At 67.9% G+C, this 19,119-nt stretch carries 20 protein-coding genes; 8 read left to right on the top strand and 12 right to left on the bottom strand.

The window, feature by feature from the left end; translation table 11 throughout:
* Positions 1–24 precede the first annotated feature (24 nt).
* The 4 genes from AC04ME_RS02475 to AC04ME_RS02460 form a co-directional block, all read right to left on the bottom strand.
* The gene (locus AC04ME_RS02475) at positions 25–1,248 is read right to left on the bottom strand and encodes an MFS transporter (RefSeq protein ID WP_475433448.1); all 1,224 of its coding nucleotides are present in this window, start codon (positions 1,246–1,248) and stop codon (positions 25–27) included.
* 72 nt (positions 1,249–1,320) lie between these two features.
* Entirely contained in the window at positions 1,321–1,611 is a 291-nt protein-coding gene (locus AC04ME_RS02470; RefSeq protein WP_079112045.1) for a hypothetical protein, read from the bottom strand.
* A gap of 3 nt (positions 1,612–1,614) precedes the next feature.
* Positions 1,615–1,944, bottom strand: coding sequence for a DUF7882 family protein (locus tag AC04ME_RS02465; protein ID WP_475433446.1), 330 nt, complete (start codon positions 1,942–1,944; stop codon positions 1,615–1,617).
* A 71-nt stretch (positions 1,945–2,015) separates the two neighbouring features.
* Positions 2,016–2,465: a MarR family winged helix-turn-helix transcriptional regulator gene (locus AC04ME_RS02460; protein ID WP_475433444.1), complete on the bottom strand. Its 450-nt coding sequence runs from the start codon at positions 2,463–2,465 to the stop codon at positions 2,016–2,018.
* 120 nt (positions 2,466–2,585) lie between these two features.
* Between AC04ME_RS02460 and AC04ME_RS02455 the strand changes: the two genes are divergently transcribed.
* The gene (locus AC04ME_RS02455) at positions 2,586–2,843 is read left to right on the top strand and encodes a hypothetical protein (RefSeq protein ID WP_042537280.1); all 258 of its coding nucleotides are present in this window, start codon (positions 2,586–2,588) and stop codon (positions 2,841–2,843) included.
* Positions 2,843–3,400 carry a MarR family winged helix-turn-helix transcriptional regulator gene (locus AC04ME_RS02450; RefSeq protein ID WP_056375338.1) on the top strand — a complete coding sequence of 186 codons (558 nt, stop codon included), beginning with the start codon at positions 2,843–2,845 and terminating at the stop codon, positions 3,398–3,400. The genes AC04ME_RS02455 and AC04ME_RS02450 overlap by 1 nt, the downstream gene beginning before the upstream one ends.
* A gap of 45 nt (positions 3,401–3,445) precedes the next feature.
* Here the strand turns inward: AC04ME_RS02450 and AC04ME_RS02445 are convergent, their stop codons facing one another.
* The 3 genes from AC04ME_RS02445 to AC04ME_RS02435 all read right to left on the bottom strand — a co-directional run bounded on the left by AC04ME_RS02445 (position 3,446) and on the right by AC04ME_RS02435 (position 5,602).
* Entirely contained in the window at positions 3,446–5,023 is a 1,578-nt protein-coding gene (locus tag AC04ME_RS02445; RefSeq protein WP_475433442.1) for an MFS transporter, read from the bottom strand.
* A 100-nt stretch (positions 5,024–5,123) separates the two neighbouring features.
* The gene (locus tag AC04ME_RS02440; protein WP_475433441.1) at positions 5,124–5,297 is read right to left on the bottom strand and encodes a CsbD family protein; all 174 of its coding nucleotides are present in this window, start codon (positions 5,295–5,297) and stop codon (positions 5,124–5,126) included.
* Between the two features lie 56 nt (positions 5,298–5,353).
* Entirely contained in the window at positions 5,354–5,602 is a 249-nt protein-coding gene (locus AC04ME_RS02435; RefSeq protein ID WP_042540724.1) for a hypothetical protein, read from the bottom strand.
* 90 nt (positions 5,603–5,692) lie between these two features.
* Here AC04ME_RS02435 and AC04ME_RS02430 point away from each other — a divergent pair, with 90 nt between their 5' ends.
* The gene (locus AC04ME_RS02430) at positions 5,693–7,321 is read left to right on the top strand and encodes an SDR family oxidoreductase (protein ID WP_475433440.1); all 1,629 of its coding nucleotides are present in this window, start codon (positions 5,693–5,695) and stop codon (positions 7,319–7,321) included.
* A 164-nt stretch (positions 7,322–7,485) separates the two neighbouring features.
* Here AC04ME_RS02430 and AC04ME_RS02425 read toward each other — a convergent pair whose 3' ends face one another.
* A complete protein-coding gene (locus AC04ME_RS02425; protein ID WP_475433438.1) occupies positions 7,486–9,510 on the bottom strand; it encodes a BCCT family transporter in 2,025 nt (674 codons plus the stop codon).
* Positions 9,511–9,677: 167 nt separating this feature from the next.
* Here AC04ME_RS02425 and AC04ME_RS02420 point away from each other — a divergent pair, with 167 nt between their 5' ends.
* Entirely contained in the window at positions 9,678–10,835 is a 1,158-nt protein-coding gene (locus tag AC04ME_RS02420; protein WP_475433436.1) for a Fic family protein, read from the top strand.
* 102 nt (positions 10,836–10,937) lie between these two features.
* Here the strand turns inward: AC04ME_RS02420 and AC04ME_RS02415 are convergent, their stop codons facing one another.
* Positions 10,938–12,629: an ABC1 kinase family protein gene (locus AC04ME_RS02415; RefSeq protein WP_079112039.1), complete on the bottom strand. Its 1,692-nt coding sequence runs from the start codon at positions 12,627–12,629 to the stop codon at positions 10,938–10,940.
* A 24-nt stretch (positions 12,630–12,653) separates the two neighbouring features.
* Positions 12,654–13,241 (bottom strand): PadR family transcriptional regulator, encoded by a 588-nt coding sequence (locus tag AC04ME_RS02410; RefSeq protein ID WP_475433434.1) that lies wholly within the window; start codon positions 13,239–13,241, stop codon positions 12,654–12,656.
* Positions 13,242–13,483: 242 nt separating this feature from the next.
* Between AC04ME_RS02410 and AC04ME_RS02405 the strand changes: the two genes are divergently transcribed.
* A complete protein-coding gene (locus tag AC04ME_RS02405; protein ID WP_475433433.1) occupies positions 13,484–15,013 on the top strand; it encodes a glycosyltransferase family 2 protein in 1,530 nt (509 codons plus the stop codon).
* Between the two features lie 3 nt (positions 15,014–15,016).
* On the opposite strand, the gene map is transcribed toward AC04ME_RS02405, so the two are convergent.
* Positions 15,017–15,805: a type I methionyl aminopeptidase gene (gene map / locus AC04ME_RS02400; RefSeq protein ID WP_475433431.1), complete on the bottom strand. Its 789-nt coding sequence runs from the start codon at positions 15,803–15,805 to the stop codon at positions 15,017–15,019.
* 79 nt (positions 15,806–15,884) lie between these two features.
* Here map and AC04ME_RS02395 point away from each other — a divergent pair, with 79 nt between their 5' ends.
* Positions 15,885–16,163 (top strand): helix-turn-helix domain-containing protein, encoded by a 279-nt coding sequence (locus AC04ME_RS02395; RefSeq protein WP_455905603.1) that lies wholly within the window; start codon positions 15,885–15,887, stop codon positions 16,161–16,163.
* 1 nt (position 16,164) lies between these two features.
* A complete protein-coding gene (locus tag AC04ME_RS02390; RefSeq protein ID WP_475433429.1) occupies positions 16,165–16,923 on the top strand; it encodes an SDR family NAD(P)-dependent oxidoreductase in 759 nt (252 codons plus the stop codon).
* A gap of 240 nt (positions 16,924–17,163) precedes the next feature.
* Here the strand turns inward: AC04ME_RS02390 and AC04ME_RS02385 are convergent, their stop codons facing one another.
* A complete protein-coding gene (locus AC04ME_RS02385) occupies positions 17,164–17,469 on the bottom strand; it encodes an ArsR/SmtB family transcription factor (RefSeq protein ID WP_042540718.1) in 306 nt (101 codons plus the stop codon).
* 99 nt (positions 17,470–17,568) lie between these two features.
* Here AC04ME_RS02385 and AC04ME_RS02380 point away from each other — a divergent pair, with 99 nt between their 5' ends.
* Positions 17,569–18,786 (top strand): MFS transporter, encoded by a 1,218-nt coding sequence (locus AC04ME_RS02380; RefSeq protein WP_475433427.1) that lies wholly within the window; start codon positions 17,569–17,571, stop codon positions 18,784–18,786.
* Positions 18,787–19,119: the final 333 nt, after the last annotated feature.

Below are 19,119 nucleotides of genomic sequence, written 5' to 3'. Positions count from 1 at the left end.
TCTGGACATGCCCGCCGCTGCCGACTACCCCCGTGGACGACGCTTCTCGAGCACTCCGGCAAGCAGCACCGCGACCACCGCCGCGGCCGGCGCCACGATCAAACCCGCACGCAGGCTCTCGGTGTCGGCGATGAAGCCGACGAACGGCGGCGACAGCAGGAAACCGATGCGCAGCAACCACGACACGATCGTGAGACCGGCCCCCGGGCGCAGACCCGGCAGCTCATCGGCCGCATGCATGGCCGCGGGGATGAGCGTCGCGATGCCGAAGCCGACGGCGGCGAATCCGGCGATCGTTCCGGGCACGCTCGGGAAGATGAGCGCGAGGGCCATTCCCCCTGCGGCGATCAGGCCCCCGACTCGGGCCACGGCGCGCTGGCCGAAGCGGTCGGTCATTCCGTCGCCCAGCATCCGTCCGATGAACTGCGCGCCCACCAGAGCGATGAACCCGAGGGGCGCGACCGCGGCAGCGGCGCCGAGCGAGTCGCTGAGGTACAGGGTCGCCCACGAGTTGCCGGCGTCCTCGGCGATCGCCCCGGCCATCGCGATGAGCGTGAGCGCGATGAGGATCATCACCGTCCGCGGGCTCACACCGCGGCGCACCGCGGTCTGCAGTTCGACCGGTTCAGCGGTCGCCTCGGCATCCGCTTCTTCATCACGGCCGGGGAGGCAGAACCAGAGTGCCGTGAAGGCCACGGCTGCGAACACCGCAGTCGAGATGCCCAGGTGCACGCCGAGAGGCAGCTGCAGGGCGATCGCCGCCGCGGCCATGCCTCCACCCAGCACCGCGCCGATCGACCAGATGGCGTGGAACGAGTTGATGATCGAACGGCCGTAGCGCCGCTGCACTCGCAGACCGTGCGCATTCTGCGCGACGTCGGTGATCGCATCGAACGCGCCGCCGAGCAGCAGGGCGACGGCGAACAGGATGCCGGACGGTGCGAAGGCTGCCGCGAGCAGCCCGAGGCCGGTGCAGATCGTGCCAATCACCGCGATTCGCGCCGAACCGAAGCGGCGGATCAGCACGGCGGCGAACAGTCCGGCGGCGATGGCTCCGGCGGGGAAGGCGGCGATCGCGAGTCCGTAGCCGGCATTGTCGAGGTCGAGGGCGGCCTTGATCTCGGGGTAGCGAGGCAGGATGTTGGCGAACAGCGCACCGTTCGTGAGGAACAGCGCCGAGACGGCGATCCGCGCACGTCGGGTCGTCTGGTCCGCGACGGGGCGTCGAATCGATTCGATCGAGGTCATGGCAACGACGGTACACGCCTCAGCTCGTCGCCGAAAATCGCCCTTTGCGACGCGGGCGTCGCCTGCCTGAGATCAGCCCAGCAGCGGTTCGACCTGGGCAGACCCCTCGGCGGTCGCCGACGCCGCGGCGATCGCGGCCTTCGCGTCATCGAGGCGATCGAACTGGCCGATGAAATCGGACTGCGCCCCGAATGCGCGGAAGCCCTCGCGCGGCGTCCCGGTGATCGAACCGAGGAACTGACGTCGGTCATTGCCGACGTGGAAGCCGGGGTCGACCTCCACCCACAGCCCTCGGGGCCGGGATGCCGAGCGCACCCGTGCGCTGGTCACAGCCTTGGCGGCGTTCCTGATGCGTGCGGACATGGTTCACGCACTCATCGCATGCAGGGTGCGCGAGCCGTCGACCACCCGGGCGAACTCGTCACGGGTCAGATCGAGGCCTCCCGCGGAGTTCGCAGCGTTCATCATCGCCACCACCAGCGAACGATCGACATCCGCCTCCTGCGTCATCGAGAAGCGCAGCGGAATCGATGCGTGCACCCAGATCGTCTCTGCGACACCGTCGCCCATCGCGAGCGTGAGCGGGAAGGACTCGTTTCGCCGCAGCTTCGTCACGATCACGAGCCGCAGGTGCGTCATCAACCGATCGTCGAGCTCGATCGGCGTTGCTGTGTTGCCGTACGTCAGACGTCCCATGATCTCTCCCTCAGACGAACATTACGTTGAGAAATAGATTACTAGGTTACCTAGCTAAATCACAGTCCGACCTAGGGGAGGTCGCCGATCTCCTCGGCCAGGCGTCGCAGGAACCGGGTGATCGCATCGGTCTGCTCCGGGGTGAACTCGCTGGCGAGCGACTCGATGCGCTGCGTCAGCTCATCGGCCTGCGCATTGAGATCGCGGAGCGACGCGCGCAGCACCTTGGAGCGGGCATCGGCAGGATGCGGCGCCACGACGATCTGACCGCGCTCTTGAAGTCGACGCAGCAGGCTCGTGATCGCCGCCGTGCTGACGTTCAGGTGAGCGGCGAGGCCGCCCGGCGTGGCGGGGGCGTCGTCCGGGGCGTCGAGGATGTACCTCATCGCCTCCCTGTCGGTGTCGTTCGGCGCGCGCACGGCGGCAAGGCGTCGCCCGAACTGGGCCTCGGCCCTGCGAAGTTCGTCGACACGCGCGACGAGTTCGGTCGCCCGCGTCGTCGTCTCAGTCCTGCTGCTCATGCGTCACCCCCTGACCCTTCCATGGTACTCGACAAACAGGTAACCAGGTTGCCTAGCGAAATCCAATGCGACCAGCCACTCTGATGAAGTGACATGATGGGATTCTGGGAAAGGGGCCTCATGGTCGAGCGATTCGCACTCGAGGATGCCGGGTACATCATGTACGCCGACATGATCGACCGTCTGCGCGCGGACTTTCCCTCCGTGCCTGCGTGGCGGATCGATCAGATCGTCACCGCCGAACACGACGCGATCACCGGCGGGATACTCCGGATCGTGCCCGCCGAGGTCGAGTCCGGCGCGGCCGAGATGCTCGCACGCGAGGCGGAACCCCGTGGAAGTGAAGAAAGCCTGAGCGATGATGGCGAGGTGGCGTGATGGAGCGCTCTGAGGAGTTCAGCCGTTCCGGCTACTGGTATCCCGAGGCCGACAGCGCCAGCACCGTCGACGTCCTGAACCTGCTGCGTCGCTACCGCGCGGCCGAGACCGCGATGCGGGAACGCACACGCATCTCGATGAAGATGAACGAGACCGACCTCGTCGCCCTGCGTTTCCTGCTGCGCGAGCAGCGGGCCGGCCGCATCGTGCGAGCCATCGACATCGCCCGCATGCTCGACATCTCCACCGCATCGACGACGACGCTCATCGACCGCCTGGAGAAGGGCGGGCACGCGAGGCGAGAGCCGCACCCGACCGATCGACGTGCCGGAATCGTGGTGCCGACGGTCAGCAGCGACGACGAGGTTCGCGAAACCCTCGGCGCGATGCACAGGCGGATGCTGGCACTGGTCGACGAGATGAGCGACAAGGAGCGCGCCGTGGTCACGCGGTTCCTCGCCGGCATGACCTCGGCGATCGAAGAGGCGTCCGATCTCGACCAGGAACTGCGCGAGGTCATCCGCTCGCACGAGGAATCCGAGTCCTCCGGCGAGTGATCGTCGAGAGCCGGCCGACGATCGGCCGGCCACCCGACGCTCCGATCAGGCCCTCTCGACGTCGCCCTTCGCCTGAGCGTCCGCCTCTGCCTCGGCATCCGCTGCGACCGCCACCCGCTCGGGGAACAGCTCATCGAGATCGAGATCGGGATTCTCCTCCTGCGTCTCGACCAGCTCGACGGCCTCCTCGATCGTCTGCACGCTCGGCATTGCGCCGGGCAGCGGTCGGCGCGCCGACTCCTTCAGCACGATCACGGCGATGAAGCCGGCGACCGATGTGCCGATCACGTAGAAGGCCGGTGCCAGCGACGAGCCGGTGAGCTGCACGAGCGCCTCCATCACCACGGGCGCGGTGCCTGCGAAGAGCGCGACGGCGAGGTTGTACGAGATGCCCATGCCGCCGTAGCGCGACGACGTGGGGAAGAGCGCGGGCAGCGACGACGCGAGGTTCGCCACGTAGAACGTCACCGGGAAGGCCAGCAGCACGAGCCCGAGCAGCGTCGACCAGATCTCGCCGTGCATCATGAACAGGAACGACGGCACCGCGAGCACGATCGCCGAGATCGAGCCGATGAACAGCACCCTCTTGCGCCCGATGCGGTCGGACAGCTTGCCGGTGAGCGGGATGCAGAGCGCCATCGCCACGAGCACGGGCAGGGTCAGCAGAGTGCCGTGCACCTCGTCGTAGCCCAGAGTGCCGGTGAGGTAGGTCGGCATGTACGAGGTGAGCGCGTACCCGACGGTGTTGGCGGCGGCCACGAGCACGAACGCCGTGAGCAGCTCGCGCCAGTACGCGCGGATCAGCGCGATGACGCCCTTCGGCGCATCCGGCGAGGCCTGAGCGTCGTCAGCCGCGCGCTTCGCCGCGTCCTGCGCCTCCTGGAACGCCGGGGTGTCCTCGATCTTGAGACGGAAGTAGATCGCGATGAGTCCGAGCGGCAGCGCGACGAGGAACGGGATGCGCCAGGCGAAGCCCTGCATCGTCTCCGCCGAGAGCGTCAGCTGCAGGATCGACACGAACGCGGCACCGATCGCGAAGCCCATATACGACCCGAGATCGAGCAGCGACGCATAGAAGCCGCGACTCTTGTCGGGTGCGTACTCGGTGATGAACGTCGTGGCACCGGCATACTCTCCACCGGTCGAGAAGCCCTGTGCGAGCTTGAGCACGATGAGCAGGATCGGTGCCCAGATGCCGATCACCGAGAAGTCGGGCAGCACGCCGATGAGGAACGTCGCCGCCGCCATCATGATCAGCGTGAAGGCCAGCACTCGCTGGCGGCCGAGACGATCACCGAGCTGGCCGAGCACGACGCCGCCGAGCGGACGGGCGACGAAGGTCACGGCGAACACGCCGAGTGAGAACAGCGACTGCGCTCCGGCGGACGCATCCGGCAGGAACGCGCGTCCGATGATCACGGCGAGATAGCCGTAGACGCCGATGTCGTACCACTCCATGAGGTTGCCGACCACGGTGCCGGCGACGGCGCGGCGCAGCATCGGGCGGTCGACCACGGTCACATCGTCGACGGTGAGTCGTCGCGGTTCGTCCGTCACCGGCCGCAGGCGACGGATCAGTCGCTGCCACAGGCTCAGGGGGGTGCTCTTCAGGGGATCGGACATCGTGCCATCTTCCTTCTCTTGCGGCATCCGCGTCGTACGACAGGCCGCACACAAGGCGGGGAGGCGGCATACGCCGCCTCCCCGCTCTGTGTCACTGTCGTCAGTTGCTGAAAGCGTCCTTGACGTTCTCGCCAGCCTGCTTGACGTTGGCCTTCGCCTGGTCGGCGCGGCCCTCCGCCTCGAGCTTCTCGTTGTCGGTCACCTTGCCTACGGCTTCCTTCGCCTTGCCGGCGAGGTCCTGCGCGGTGTTCTTGATCTTGTCATCGAGTCCCATGGGGGATCCTTTCTCGTACCAGCGGTGGTCTGCGGTCGGGGTGCTGTGATGTCGTCTCACAGGGGGATGTCGAGCGCGGAGGCCGCCAGCGGCAGGGTTGCCGCGGCGATCACCGCGATGAGGCCGGCGACTCCGGCAGATTTCCAGAGGGGCGGTCGCGCAGGGGCCACCGGGACGCGTCGGATCCCCGTCGAACGGCCGACGGCCGCGCGGGCCGAGAGCGGAGCGACGTCGACGGAGTCGATCGGAACGAGACGGCGCGATCGGAGATCGCGGCGTGTGCGGTACTGCGTTGCTGTCGACATGGTTCCCCTTCCTCGGTGAAAAGATTACTAGATGAACTAGTGAGTCGCCAGCCTAGTGAAAACTTCAGGATTCGCGCCTACGCTCGAGTCATGACCGAGCTCACGCAGCCCACCGGGCACGAAGAAGCCCTGCGCGCCCTCCCCCGCGACGACGGATCGGCACCTCGCGCGCTGGTGCTCGGTGCCACCGGATACATCGGCGGGCGGCTGACCCCGCGACTGCTGAACGCCGGATATCGGGTGCGCGCACTGGCCCGTGACGCCGCGCGTGCGGCATCCTTCCCCTGGGGTCCCGACTGCGAGATCGTCGAGGGCTCGGCCGACGACGCCGAAGCCGTCGCCGAGGCCATGAAGGATGTCGACGTGGTCTACTACCTGATCCACTCGATGACCGCGGGCAAGGGGTTCGAAGAGAGCGACGAACGAGCGGCCACCACGGTGGCGGATGCCGCGGCCAAGGCCGGAGTGCGTCGGATCGTCTACCTCGGCGGGCTGCACCCCGAGGATGCCAAGCTGTCGCCGCACCTGCGATCCCGCGTGCGCGTGGGCGAGATCTTCCTCGAGTCGGGCGTGCCCACGCTCGTGCTGCAGGCGGGCGTCGTGATCGGCTCGGGGTCTGCATCGTTCGAGATGATCCGCCACCTCACCGATGTGCTGCCCTACATGCCGGCGCCGAAGTGGGTGCGCAACCGCATCCAGCCGATCGCCGTGCGCGACGTGCTGCACTACCTCTTGGGCGCTGCCCGCGTCGACGACGACGTGAACCGCGCGGTCGACATCGGCGGACCCGACGTGCTGCGATACGGCCAGATGATGAACGGATACGCGCTCGAAGCCGGACTCCGTCAGCGTGCGATCGCCGCACTGCCGGTGCTGACCCCCGGTCTCGCGTCGCACTGGGTCAATCTCGTGACTCCGGTTCCACGGTCGATCGCCCGACCGCTCGTCGCGTCGTTGCAGAACGAGTGCATCGTGAAGGACCACGCGATCGACGACCTCATTCCGCAGCCGGACGGCGGGCTGACCCCGTATCGCACGGCGGTCTCGCTCGCGCTGGGTCGCGACGCCGCAGACACCATCGAGACGAGCTGGAAGGATGCCGAGGTCTCGGGCGCCCCGAGCGATCCGCTGCCGAGCGACCCCGACTGGGCCGGTCGCACGGTGTTCACCGACACGCGCAAGCTGCGCACCGAGGCACCGGTCGACGGCCTGTGGCGCGTGATCATCGGCATCGGCGGCTCGAACGGCTGGTACTCGTCGAAGTTCCTGTGGGCCGTGCGCGGGTGGATGGACCGCCTCGTCGGCGGCGTGGGCCTTCGCCGTGGACGCCGCAGCAAGGCCGAGGCGCGCGTCGGCGACGCCATCGACTTCTGGCGCGTCGAGGCCGTCGAAGAGCCCGGCCGCAAGACCGACTCTTCCCCCGCGAGCGGCGGACTGCTGCGCCTGCGCGCCGAGATGAAGGTTCCTGGCGATGCGTGGCTCGAACTGCGCGCGCTGCCCGACGGCGACGGGTCGCGCTACGAGCAGCGCGCCGTGTTCTTCCCCCGAGGGCTCGCTGGTCGGCTGTACTGGCTCGGCGTGCTGCCGTTCCACGGCTTCATCTTCGCGGGCATGGCGGCGAAGATCACCGCCGCCGCGGCCGTGCCGGTCGAGACCGTCGCGGGTGACGAGACCGCTCCGGGCGAGACCGCTGCCGAGTCGGAGACGGCCGCGGTCTGAGTCCGCCTGCGCGACTCGCGTGCGCATCCCGCATGCACACCCCGCGCGCGGGGTCGATGTCGCATCGCGACTCGCGTGCGGGGTCGATTTCGCACCGGAAACGGCTGATTCGGATGCACTTTCGACCCCGCACCGCGTACGGACCGGCGCCGCGACGCGTGAGGTCAGGAAGGGCGCTCGGCGAGGCCGGAGGGGTCCGATCCTGCGTCCGCACCTGCACCCGCATCCGCATCCGCACCTGCATCCGCACCTGCATCCGCACCCGCATCCGTGGAGCTGGCGGCGTCGGCGGGGATGATGTCGATCGCCTCGGTGGCCGTCGCGTAGACCTCGGCCAGGCTGTCGTCGACGTCGGCCTCGTCGATCCAGGCGAGGTCGTCTCCCGAGTGGTCGTACTCGACCGGCACGAGGGCGAAGTCGTCGCCGTACTCCTCGAGACCGGCCATGACGCTGTGGCGCACGGCCATGCGGGCATAGCGCTCGCGCAGGATCATCGGGTCGCGCCGCAGGTCCTTCATGAACGCGACCATCATGAACGCCATGATCACCGCGAACGGCAGAGCGGCGATGATCGTGACGTTCTGCAGCGATTTCAGACCGCTGCCCTCTTCGCCGGTGACGAGCAGCACCGCGGCGATCACGCCGACCAGGACTCCCCACACCACGGCGACCCAGCGAGACGGCTCGGGGCGGCCCTGCTGCGAGAGCGTGCCCATCACGAGTGAGGCCGAATCGGCTCCGGTGATGAAGAAGATCGAGATGAGCAGGATCAGGACGATGCTGGTGATCAGCGGGAACGGCAGGTTCTCGAGCACGCCGAAGAGCACTTCCTCCGGCGGATCGACCGAGAGGTTCGCGCCGTTCATCTGCTGCTGGATCGCCGTCGTGCCGAAGATCGCGAACCACACGAGCGAGATCACGGCGGGCACGACGATGACGACCGAGACGAACTGGCGCAGCGTGCGGCCGCGCGAGATCTTGGCGATGAACATGCCGACGAACGGCGACCACGAGATCCACCACGCCCAGTAGAAGATCGTCCAGCTCGACAGGAACATCTGCGCCTCATCGCCCTGCGATGCCGAGCGGGCGACCATCTCGGGCAGGTCGCCGAGGAACTGCACGGCGACGGAGGGGATGACGTTGAGGATGAGCAGCGTCGGACCGACGAAGAACACGAAGAAGGCGAGCAGCAGCGCGACGACCGCGTTGATGTTGGAGAGCGCGCGGATGCCCTTCGATACGCCCGATACGGCAGATGCGATGAAGCAGGCCGTGAGCACGGCGATCGCGGCGATGAGCACGCCGTTGCCGAGCTCGCCGATGCCGCTCACGATCTCGACGCCGTGGCCGATCTGCAGTGCGCCGAGGCCGAGTGATGCGGCGGTGCCGAACAGGGTGACGATGATCGAGAAGATGTCGATCGTGCGGCCGAGCGGGCCCGTGGTGCGGCCCTCACCCAGCAGCGGGGCGAAGATCGACGAGATCAACGGGGTGCGGCCGCGGCGGAACGCGCCGTAGGCGATCGCGCCACCGACGAGCGCGTAGAACGCCCACGCCTGCGGACCCCAGTGGTAGAGCACCTGGGCCTGCGCGGTGTGCATGGCCTCGAGAGTGTCGGCCTCGACGGTGCCGGGCGGCGGGTTCTCGAAGAAGGTGAGCGGCTCGGCGGCGCCCCAGAAGACGAGCCCGATGCCCATGCCGGCGGCGAAGAGCATCGAGATCCACGAGAACATCGAGAACTCGGGCTCTTCGTCGTCACGGCCGAGGGGGATGCGTCCGTAGCGGCTGAAGCCGATGAACAGCATGAAGACGAGGATGACCGTGGCGATCGTCGTGAAGAAGAAGCCGAAGTACTCGACGACCCATGCGAGCACGGTGGACGTCGTGCCCGAGAGGTTGTCGCCCGCGAAGACTCCCCATGCGATGAAGGCGACTGTCAGCGCGACGGCGATGCCGAAGACGAGCGGATCGGTGCGATAGGTGCGCCCGGTCTCTTCGACCGAGACCCCTGGCACGAGCGCGGGGTGCACGCCGCGCGGCGGCACGGCCGCGATGTCGCGGACGATCTTCTGGGCGGCTTCCGTGGCCTTCGCAGCCTGTCGGACTGCGGCGGTGTTGGTCTTCGGAGCGTCGGTCCGTGAGGTGGGGGTGTCGTCCGGAGTGTCCATGGGAACCAATTCTCCCATGCCGGCATTCTGCGGCCGGATCGAATGCCGTGCCGAGGACAGGCTCCGATCACAGCAGACCTAGCTAACACGAAAGGAACATTCCCGCACTTCAAATGTGCTTCATGACGCCATAGAGTTACATTGTGGACCTTCGAATGTTCCAAAACTCAGCCACGGGATCACTCGTGCCGATCGACGGCCACGACCCCCAGCTCGGGCCCTGGGCCCACAAAGCGTTCGTGCCGGTGCCCCTCGCGAGCGAAATGCCCGATCTGACCACTGCAACATTTTTGGCCGTGTCCGATGCCCGCGCGGCATTGGCCGCACTCGACAGTACCTCCCGGCAACTACCAAACCCTCAGCTGCTCCGGCTGCCCACGTTGCGAAGAGAGGCACAGAGCACTTCCGCGCTCGAGGGGACGTACGCTCCTCTGGCTGCCGTTCTCACAGCCGACGAGAACAACGCCTCCACCGCCGAACTCGTCGAGGTCCTGAACTACGTTCGAATGGCCAACCTGGGGTTCGACAAGATCGCGCGAGGGCAGACGATCTCCGTTTCGTTGCTCAGCGAGCTACAGGGAGTCCTGATGAGGGGCACGCCCTTGCATGCCGTATCGGGGCGGGTAAGAGACAACCAGGTCGTTATCGGCAGACGTCCCGATGCCGACGTGCTCGGGTTTCCCGCGCATGCGGCCCGATTCATCCCGTCGCCCCCCGGCCTCCAGCTGGAGGCGAACCTGCGCGATCTCGCCGATTGGATGCAGCGGCCTCACGGCGGTCACATCGATCCAGTCGTTGCAGCTGCGATGTCTCACTACCAGTTCGAGACTCTCCATCCCTTCCGCGACGGCAACGGCAGACTGGGACGGTTCCTCATCGTGTTGCATCTCCAGCTCAGTGGAGTGCTCGAGGAACCCACGCTCACGGTGTCACCTTGGTTTGAGTCGCGCCGCCAGGACTACTACGACATGCTTTTCGGAGTCAGCGCCGACGGAGACTGGGATAGTTTCGTACGCTTTTTCGCACGCGGTCTGCAAGCCGCGGCGGATCAGACCCGTCGCCAAATGGTCGCGCTAGTGGCAGTACAGACGGAACTGAAAGAACTCGTGAGAGCCTCCACCCTTCGAGCAGACTCCGCCCACGCGCTGGTCGATCTTGCCGTAGCCAATCCATCCTTCACCGTGCGAAAGGTGGAGTCAGATCTGAACCTGTCGTACACGCGGGCGAACAAGCTTGTCGGTCAACTCGTCGATCTGCGCATCCTCCGCCAAGTACCCGGTGACACCTATGATCGACGATTCTTTGCTCCGAGAGTGCTCAGAACTCTCACGGATGACACGTGACGGTTCGGTCGGCGCGTGCGGGCGAACCTCACGCGGACGAGGCGCGCGCGAACAGCCGCATCTCGATTGAGAGGTGGTATTGCCGGGTGCCGCGAGCAGACGTCAGCGCGGCTGGCGGCGACCGCCGAAGACCGAGTGCAGCAGGGGCAGTGCCGAGACGCAGATGAGCGTGATGCCGAGCGGCGGGATCGAGGGCACCAGCAGCGCGCCGCCGACGAGCATCGCGGCGAAGAGCACCCCCGAGCCGATGCGGCGCGCGATGCCTTCGAGTCGGTCGAGGCGGCGTTCGAGGGCCGAGGTGTCGAACGTGACGTTGCCGTCGTCGACGCGGGTGATGATCGCGTCGATGCGCTTGGGCAGGCGGTATGTGACGGCGGCGGTCTCCATGGCCTGCTGAGCCATGTCCTGCATGAGGTTGCCGGATTCGTCGCGCAGCAGCCGTGCGGCGTAGGGCTCGGCGGCATCCCACACGTTGAACGAGGGATCGAGGCTCGAGCACATGCCCGAGGTCAGCGACACCGCGCGGATCAGCAGCAGCATGTTCTCGGGCAGCTGCAACGGCAGCGAGCGCACCATGTCGCCGAACTCATCGGCGAAGTCCGTGAACTCGCGGGGGTCGACCTTGCTCAACTCGGCGAAGCCCATGCCGCCGAAGCGGGCGAACAGCGCACGGAGCGCCCGTTCGAGCTCGGCGGTGTCGGCCGACGGCAGCAGCACGCCGATCTCCTGCGCCGCGGTGACGAGCCCGCGGCTGTCGCGACCGGCGACCGCGATCAGCAGCGTGCGCAGGCCGTCGCGAAGGTTGTCCGGCACCTCGGCCATCATGCCGAAATCGATGAAGGTCAGGCGGAAGTTCCTGCCGGTGGCGGATGCCGGCTCCGGCGTCACGAAGATGTTGCCGGGGTGCGGGTCGGCGTGCACGAAGCTGTGCGTGAACACCTGATCGAACATGACCTCCGCGAACACGTCGGCGACCTCCGACGGATCGATGCCCGCCGCACGCAGAGCATCGGTGTCGTTGATCTTGATCGCCGTGACGTCGGACAGCGTGAGCACGCGGCGCGTCGACCGCTCCCAGACGATCTCGGGGGCGTCGACGCGAGCATCCCCGGCGAAGTTCTCCCGGAACCGCTCGGCGCTCGCGGCCTCGTGCAGGTAGTCGATCTCCTCGAGGCTGGTCTGGGCGAACTCCTCGACGAGGCCGGGGGCGTCGACGCGGTCGCTGACGAGCCTGACGCGCATCGCCCAGCGAGCGACGCGGCGCAGCGCCGCGAGGTCGACCGCGACGATCTCGTCGATGCCCGGACGCTGCACCTTGACCACGACGTTCGCGAGTCCGGTGTCGACGGCATCCTGCGCCGACAGGCGGGCTCGGTGCGCCTGTCCCAGGGATGCGGCAGCAACCGGTGTCTCGTCGAACCAGGCATACGCCTGCTCCAGCGGCATGCCGAGTTCGGCCTCGGCGGCCGCGCGGATGCCGGTGAACGGCACCGCCGGAACCTCGTCCTGCAGGCCCTCGAGCTCTTTCGTGATCTCAGGGGGCAGCACGTCGAGGCGCGACGACATGAACTGCCCGACCTTGATCATGAGTCCGCCGAGCTCGACCGCGAGCACGTGGAACCGCTTCGCGAAGCGCTGCATGCGCGGGGCGCGGGTGCGCTCGGCGATCGAGCTCATGCCGAAGCGCGGCAGCACGAGCTCGAACCACCAGACCTTGATGAACTCGCGCGCCGCGAACGACAGGATGCGGCGGTACCGGGCACGATGGGCGCCCTGCGCCGCAGCATCCGTCATGTGTCGTCCCTGGGTCGTGTGCGATCAGTCCTGAGCGAGGATCGAGTACAGCCTACGGCGGGCCTCATCGAGGATCTCGACCGCCTGATGCACCTGCTCGGTGCTGCCGCTGCGACCGACGGCTGCGGCGGCGGCCGCGAGGTCGACACCGGCCTTCGGCAGTGCGCTGTAGCGGCGGTTGTCGTGCGAGCCCTCGCCCTTCGACTGCGACTCCCACGGGGCAGGGGTCTCGGTGTGCTCGGCGGCGACGGCACGGCCGGCCTCGGTGAGCGAGTAGGTCTTGCGACCGTTCTGCTCATCGGCCTCGATGAGGCCCTCGTCGGCGAGCAGCTGCAGCGTGGGGTAGACCGAGCCTGCGCTGGGCTTCCACGAACCGCCGCTGCGATCGGCGATCTCGTTGATGATCTGGTAGCCGTGCATCGGCTTCTCGGCGAGCAGCGACAGCACCGCGGTGCGGACGTCTCCCTTCGCCATGCGCGAGCCGCCGCTGGGGCGCTGCTCGAACGTCTTGCGGAGCTGGTCCATGGCATCGAAGATCGCGGATGCGGGTCCGCCGGGGCCCGAGCCGAAGCCGGATCCGCCGAACGGGTTCGAGGGGAATGCGTTGTTCATGGTGACCTCCCGGAAATGGTGAGCGATAGTCAACGATATATCGTTAAGGCTGAGTGCCGGGTGGGAATCCGGCATCGCCGAGAAAGTTCGGCGGATGTGCGCAGCTCACACCCAGGGGTGCTGACGCGCACTGCACGCACGGGCTCCTGAAAGCAAGCCCCCTGCGCTCCACAGCCGACGATGTTTCACTGATGTCGATGTCGAATTCTGCTGCCGTTTCCCCTGCGTCCACTTCCATCCGGGTGAGCGTGGTCGTCCCTGTGTTCCGACCGGGAGCGGCATTCGACGAACTCATCGACTCCCTCGACCGACAGACGCTCGATCACGACCGGTTCGAGGTGCTGCTGTGCGACGACGGCTCGGGCGAGGAGACGGCCGCGCGATTGGTCGAGATCGCGCGCGATCGCGACTACGTGCGCGTGGCGTACCTTGCGCATTCGGGGTGGCCGGGAACCCCGCGCAACCACGGCATCGACGATGCACGCGGCACGTACATCCAGTTCGTCGATCAGGACGACTGGCTCTATGACGGCGCCCTCGAAGCCCTCTGCGACTATGCCGACCAGCACTCCTCCGATGTCGTGGTGGGCAAGGAGGTCGGCATCGGCCGCCGGCTGCCGAGCCGGATCTTCCGGAAGGACGTGCCCCGGGCGCGCCTCGGCGAGGATCCGCTGCTCGAGATGCTGACGCCGCACAAGATGTTCCGCACCTCGTTCCTGCGCGAGAACCGCATCCGCTTCCCCGACGGCAAGGTGCGGCTCGAGGATCACCTGTTCGTGATGCGGGCATACTTCGAGGCGTCGACGATCTCGATCCTCGCGAGCCAGCCCTGCTACGCGTGGGTCAAGCATGCGGGCAGCGCGAGCTCGTCGCGCATCGAGCCGGAGACGTACTTCCCTCATCTCGAGGCCGTTCTCGACCTGGTCGAGCGCTACACCGAGCCCGGGCGACTGCGCGACAGGCTGCTGCGTCACTGGTTCCGCGGAAAGATCCTGAAGCGGCTGACCGGCAAGAAGTTCCTCGGCTACCCGGATGAGTATCGCGACCGTCTGATCGACGTGGTCGGGCCGCTCGCGAAGCGCCGATTCGGACCGGGCGTCGACGGCGGCCTGTCGTTCCCGAACCGCATCCGGGCAGGGCTGCTGCGCGCAGATCGGCGGGCCGACCTGGTGAGCTTCGCACGGTTCGAGATGGAGATGAAATGCCGCGCGGTCGTGACGTCGGCCCGGTGGTCGCGGGGTGGCGGCCTGTATCTGACGTTCGACGTCTCGGTCACCCGCGATGGACAGGAAGCCCTCGTGTTCGAACACGGCACGGGGCGTCTGACCTCGTTGCCGGTGTCGATGGACGGCCTGCCGACCGCTCTGCTCGAAGCAGGGCGCGAGCTGCAGAACGATCAGGTCGAGCTGGTGCTGCGCGACAAGGCCGCAGGGGTCGAGCGTCGCATCGCCTCCGTGCATCCGCGCAGCCTCGGTGCGATCTCGGTCGCGATCGATCCGCTGAAGGTGTTCGGGCCTGCCGACGAGTCACGCGGCGCGAAGCTGTTCGTGACGGTCAGGCGGGCGGGGTGGACGTTCGACGTGCCCCTCACCGCGGATGCCGGGACGCTCGCGGCCGCGGGGCACTCGCCGCTGCTCGCGGGTCGCACGTGCACGCCGGTCGTCGGGCGCGGCGGTTCTGTCGAGCTGCGCCGGCAGTGGCCCGGTGGGCGACTCAAGGACCTGGCCGGCCGTGCGGTGCGCCGCGTGCGGAGCGGGTCGCGCAAGAAGTGACGCTCAGCGCGGGAGCGTGAGGATCTCGGCTCCGGTCTCGGTGATCGCGATCGTGTGCTCGGTGTGGGCTGTGCGGCAGCCGGTGGCGCTGCGGAGGGTCCAGCCGTCGGCGTCGGTCACCAGCACGTCGGTGTCGGCCATGACCCACGGTTCGAGCGCGAGCAGCAGACCAGGGCGCAGCGTGTAGCCACGACCGGGGCGCCCGTCGTTCGCGACGTGCGGGTCCTGGTGCATCGTCGAGCCGATGCCATGGCCCCCGAACTCGAGGTTGATCGGGTAGCCGGCATCGCTGAGCACCGTGCCGATCGCGTGCGAGAGGTCGCCGATGCGGGCGCCCGGGCGGGCGACGGCGATGGCCGCGGCGAGCGCCCGTTCGGTCGCGTCGATCATCGCCAGATCGGCGGATGCGGCATCGTCGGAGGGTCCGACACTGTCGCCGACCACGAAGCTGATGGCGGCATCCGCCGAGATCCCGTGCAGAGTGACCGCGAGATCGAGGGTGAGCAGGTCGCCGTCCGCGAGCGCGTAGTCGTGCGGCATCCCGTGCAGCACCGCGTCGTTCACCGCGGTGCAGACGTAATGTCCGAAGGGCCCGCGGCCGAACGACGGGGCGTAGTCGACGTAGCAGGACACTGCGCCGGCATCCTCGATCATCTGCTTCGTCCAGCGGTCGAGATCGAGCAGGTTCACGCCGACCGTCGTGCGCTGCTTCAGCGACTGCAGGATGCCCCCGACGAGCGCGCCGGCATCCCTCGCCCGGGCGAGCTGGTCGTCGTTGAGGATCTCGATCATTGTGGCCTCCGCATTCGGCATGGTGGTCAGTCCAATAACTATCCCGGTAATACTATCCCGGTATTAGAATGGGCACATGATGGTTCGCATGCCGCTGACTCCCGCCGAGGTCGAACGCGGAGAGCGTCTCGGCGCCCTGCTGCGGCGAGCGCGCGGCGATCGGTCGATGCTGAGCGTCGCCCTCGACGCGGGTGTCTCACCCGAGACTCTGCGCAAGATCGAGTCGGGTCGGGTCGCGACTCCCGCCTTCTCGACCATCGCGGCGATCGCCGGTGTGCTGCACCTCTCGCTCGATTCGGTCTGGGCCGAGATCGAGCCGCCGGTGCACGCGATCGGTCCCGCGCAGGTCGCGTCCTGAGATGGCGAATGCGCTGATCACGGGCAGCTCGCGAGGCATCGGTCGCGCGGTCGCTCAGGCGTTCGCTCGACGAGGCGACCGTGTCGTCGTTCACTACGGCCGCGATCGGGATGCCGCACAGCAGACCCTCGCATCGCTCGAGGGATCGGGGCACGCGGTCATCGGCGGCGACCTCGGGGATCCGGTCGAGGCGCAGCGCGTGGTCGAGGAGGCCGTCGCCGCCCTGGGTTCGCTCGACATCCTCGTGAACAACGCCGCGGTCGCGCCGAGCGCTGCCAACGCGCATCGCGTCGACTCGGCGTCGTACGCCGAGTGGCAGGCCGCCTGGTCTGCGATGGTGTCGGTCAACCTGCTCGGGGCGTCGAACGTGACGATGCTCGTCGCGCAGCACATGATCGAGCGCGGATCCGGCGGGGCGATCGTCAACGTCGGGTCGCGTGGAGCGTTCCGCGGCGAGGCCGACCACCCCGCATACGCCGCGACGAAGGCGGGGCTGCAGGCGTTCGGCCAGTCGATGGCCCTCGTTCTCGCCCCGCATGGCATCTCGGTGACCTCCGTCGCTCCCGGCATGGTGGCGACCGAGCGACAGTCGGCGAAGCTCGAGAGCGAGCAGGGCGACAGCATCCGCGGGCAGAGCCCGTTCGGTCGCGTCGGCACCCCCGAAGAGGTGGCGGATGCGGTCGCCTACCTCACGTCTTCCTCGGCGGTGTGGGCTTCGGGCACCCTGCTCGACCTCAACGGGGCGTCGTACTTCCGCTGAGCTCGCCGCTCCCTCAGCCCCGCACACCCTCGGGCTCTCACACCCTCGGGCACACACCCTCGGTCTCGCACACTCGGGCTCGCACACTCGGGCAGACACCCTCGGGCTCGCACACCCTGGGGCTCGCACACCTTGGGGAGGAGATCTGTCCGCGGGGAGGAGACTTCGCGCGAATCTCTCCTCCCGAGGGGCAGATCTCCTCCCGAGCGGCGAGCTCGCTCCCCGCGCGCGGACCGGTGTTCAGGCCCGGAGAACGGACTCGAGCAGCCCAGGGAACAGCGCGTCGAGATCGTCGCGCCGCAGCGTCAGCAGCCGTCGCCGACCGTTGGCCTCATTGCGGATCACGCCCGCCTCGCGCAGCACCTTCATGAAGTGCGACTTGGTCGACTTGGGGAGGTTCGGATCGGTCGAGTGGCACGCGGCCATGTCGAGCGGGCCGTCGGCGAGCTGCCGCGCGATCGCCAGGCGCTCGGGGTCACTGAGCGCGAAGAGCACGTCGGTGAGCTGGATCTCGGAGCGATCCGGGTGCGGGAGTTCGCCTGGCATGGTTCGAGAATAGTTGAACAATCCGTGGAACGCGAGTACGCTCCGATAGTTCGATGATTCTCGAACTCAGGACTCGAGACCGACCCCGCGGGAGCACGCATGACCACCACGGCACCGATCACCACGACCCCGGGGCCAGCATCCGCCATCCGCCGCCCGCCGTTCGGATTCGCGCTGGCGATCGTGACGCAGATCGCGATGATGACCGGCGCGAGCGCTCCCTCGCCGTTCTATCCGGTGCTCGCCGCCGAGATCGGATTCGACGCGATCGTCATCAGCGCGGTCTTCGCCGTCTACGCAATCGCACTGCTGCTCGCGCTGCTCTCGGCCGGCTCCCTCTCCGATCACATCGGACGCCGTCCCGTCGCGATCGGCGGGCTCCTGCTGCTCGCCGGCAGCATGCTGCTCTTCTGGCACGCCGACTCGGTCGCGACTCTGATGCTCGCGCGCATCCTGCAAGGTGCCGCGAGCGGTGTGCTCATCGCAGCACTCTCGGCCGCTGCCCTGGATCTCGCACCCGGCGGACGCTCGAGGGTCGCCGCCCTCTGGAACGCCCTCAGCCCCGGAATCGGCCTGGCGCTCGGCGCGCTCGTCTCGGGCATCGCACTCGATGTGACCGGCCAACCGCTGCTCGACGTCTTCGCACCGCTCACCGTCATCTACCTCGTGCTCGCCGCACTGTTCTTCCTCGCACCCGAGACTGCACCGCTGCATCCTGGGGCGTGGGGGTCGCTGAGTTTCCGGCTGTCGGTGCCCGCCGGCATCCGCTCGGACTTCTGGCGGGGCGCACCGGCGATCATCGCCGGGTGGGCGACGGGCGGGCTCTTCCTCTCGCTCGGCGCCAACATCGTGCGCACCGAGCTCGGCGGCGAAGCGCATGTCTGGCAGGGTCTCGCCGTCGCGATGCTGGCGGGCATCGGCGCGATCACCGCATTCGTGTTCCGCAATCGCCGACCGCGCACCTCTGTGATCTTCGGCACCGCGGCTCTCGCGACCGGCACGGCGCTGTCGCTCATCGCACTCGGCGTCGAGTCGCTTCCCTTCTACCTCGCCGCGACGGCTGTGACCGGCATGGGCTTCGGCACCGCGTTCTCCGGAGTCGTCGCCTCACTCGCACCGCGCATCCCCGCCACCGATCGCGCCGACACTTTCGCCGTGATCTACCTGCTCGCGTACCTCGCATTCGGCGTGCCGGCCGTCGTCGCCGGAACCCTGGTCGGCGTGTTCGGGCTCGGCGCGGTGTGCGTGGGATACGGGGTCGTGGTCATCGTGCTCGCGGTGGTGGCTCTCGTGCTGCGGGTACGCCGCGCGGAGTAGGCGGGCGCGGGGTTGGCGCGCGCAGGCCCTCACTTTTCGTGAGGCCGCATCGGGGTGCGCAGCGAGAGGACCCGCATCGGAGGACCCGCATCACAGAGTGCTCACCTCTTCGGGAGGAGAACTGCGCCTCAGGAGGAGACCTGCCCCAGGGAGGAGATCTGCTCCTGGGGAGGAGACTTCGCGCGAATCCCTCCTCCCGAAGGGCGGATCTCCTCCCGAGGCGCCGCGTCCCCGCGGGGCTCACAGCCCTCTTCGGGAGCCCGCATCGAGAGGACCCGCATCACAAGGTGCTCACCTCGTAGGGAGGAGAACTGCGCCTCGGGAGGAGACTTC

This window comes from Microbacterium sp. LjRoot205 (assembly GCF_056175745.1).
This window is presented reverse-complemented; position numbering and strand designations above follow the sequence as displayed.

Excerpts from the sequence above, each read along its gene's own strand:
- AC04ME_RS02455 (WP_042537280.1), top strand. The coding sequence starts at position 2,586 with ATGGTCGAGCGATTCGCACTCGAGGATGCCGGGTACATCATGTACGCC.
- AC04ME_RS02450 (WP_056375338.1), top strand. The coding sequence starts at position 2,843 with ATGGAGCGCTCTGAGGAGTTCAGCCGTTCCGGCTACTGGTATCCCGAG.
- AC04ME_RS02415 (WP_079112039.1), bottom strand. The coding sequence starts at position 12,629 with ATGACGGATGCTGCGGCGCAGGGCGCCCATCGTGCCCGGTACCGCCGC.
- AC04ME_RS02395 (WP_455905603.1), top strand. The coding sequence starts at position 15,885 with ATGGTTCGCATGCCGCTGACTCCCGCCGAGGTCGAACGCGGAGAGCGT.
- AC04ME_RS02445 (WP_475433442.1), bottom strand. The coding sequence starts at position 5,023 with ATGTCCGATCCCCTGAAGAGCACCCCCCTGAGCCTGTGGCAGCGACTG.
- AC04ME_RS02425 (WP_475433438.1), bottom strand. The coding sequence starts at position 9,510 with ATGGGAGAATTGGTTCCCATGGACACTCCGGACGACACCCCCACCTCA.
- AC04ME_RS02380 (WP_475433427.1), top strand. The coding sequence starts at position 17,569 with ATGACCACCACGGCACCGATCACCACGACCCCGGGGCCAGCATCCGCC.
- AC04ME_RS02410 (WP_475433434.1), bottom strand. The coding sequence starts at position 13,241 with ATGAACAACGCATTCCCCTCGAACCCGTTCGGCGGATCCGGCTTCGGC.
- AC04ME_RS02465 (WP_475433446.1), bottom strand. The coding sequence starts at position 1,944 with ATGGGACGTCTGACGTACGGCAACACAGCAACGCCGATCGAGCTCGAC.
- AC04ME_RS02435 (WP_042540724.1), bottom strand. The coding sequence starts at position 5,602 with ATGTCGACAGCAACGCAGTACCGCACACGCCGCGATCTCCGATCGCGC.
- AC04ME_RS02460 (WP_475433444.1), bottom strand. The coding sequence starts at position 2,465 with ATGAGCAGCAGGACTGAGACGACGACGCGGGCGACCGAACTCGTCGCG.
- AC04ME_RS02430 (WP_475433440.1), top strand. The coding sequence starts at position 5,693 with ATGACCGAGCTCACGCAGCCCACCGGGCACGAAGAAGCCCTGCGCGCC.
- AC04ME_RS02470 (WP_079112045.1), bottom strand. The coding sequence starts at position 1,611 with ATGTCCGCACGCATCAGGAACGCCGCCAAGGCTGTGACCAGCGCACGG.
- AC04ME_RS02385 (WP_042540718.1), bottom strand. The coding sequence starts at position 17,469 with ATGCCAGGCGAACTCCCGCACCCGGATCGCTCCGAGATCCAGCTCACC.
- AC04ME_RS02440 (WP_475433441.1), bottom strand. The coding sequence starts at position 5,297 with ATGGGACTCGATGACAAGATCAAGAACACCGCGCAGGACCTCGCCGGC.
- AC04ME_RS02390 (WP_475433429.1), top strand. The coding sequence starts at position 16,165 with ATGGCGAATGCGCTGATCACGGGCAGCTCGCGAGGCATCGGTCGCGCG.
- AC04ME_RS02475 (WP_475433448.1), bottom strand. The coding sequence starts at position 1,248 with ATGACCTCGATCGAATCGATTCGACGCCCCGTCGCGGACCAGACGACC.
- map (WP_475433431.1), bottom strand. The coding sequence starts at position 15,805 with ATGATCGAGATCCTCAACGACGACCAGCTCGCCCGGGCGAGGGATGCC.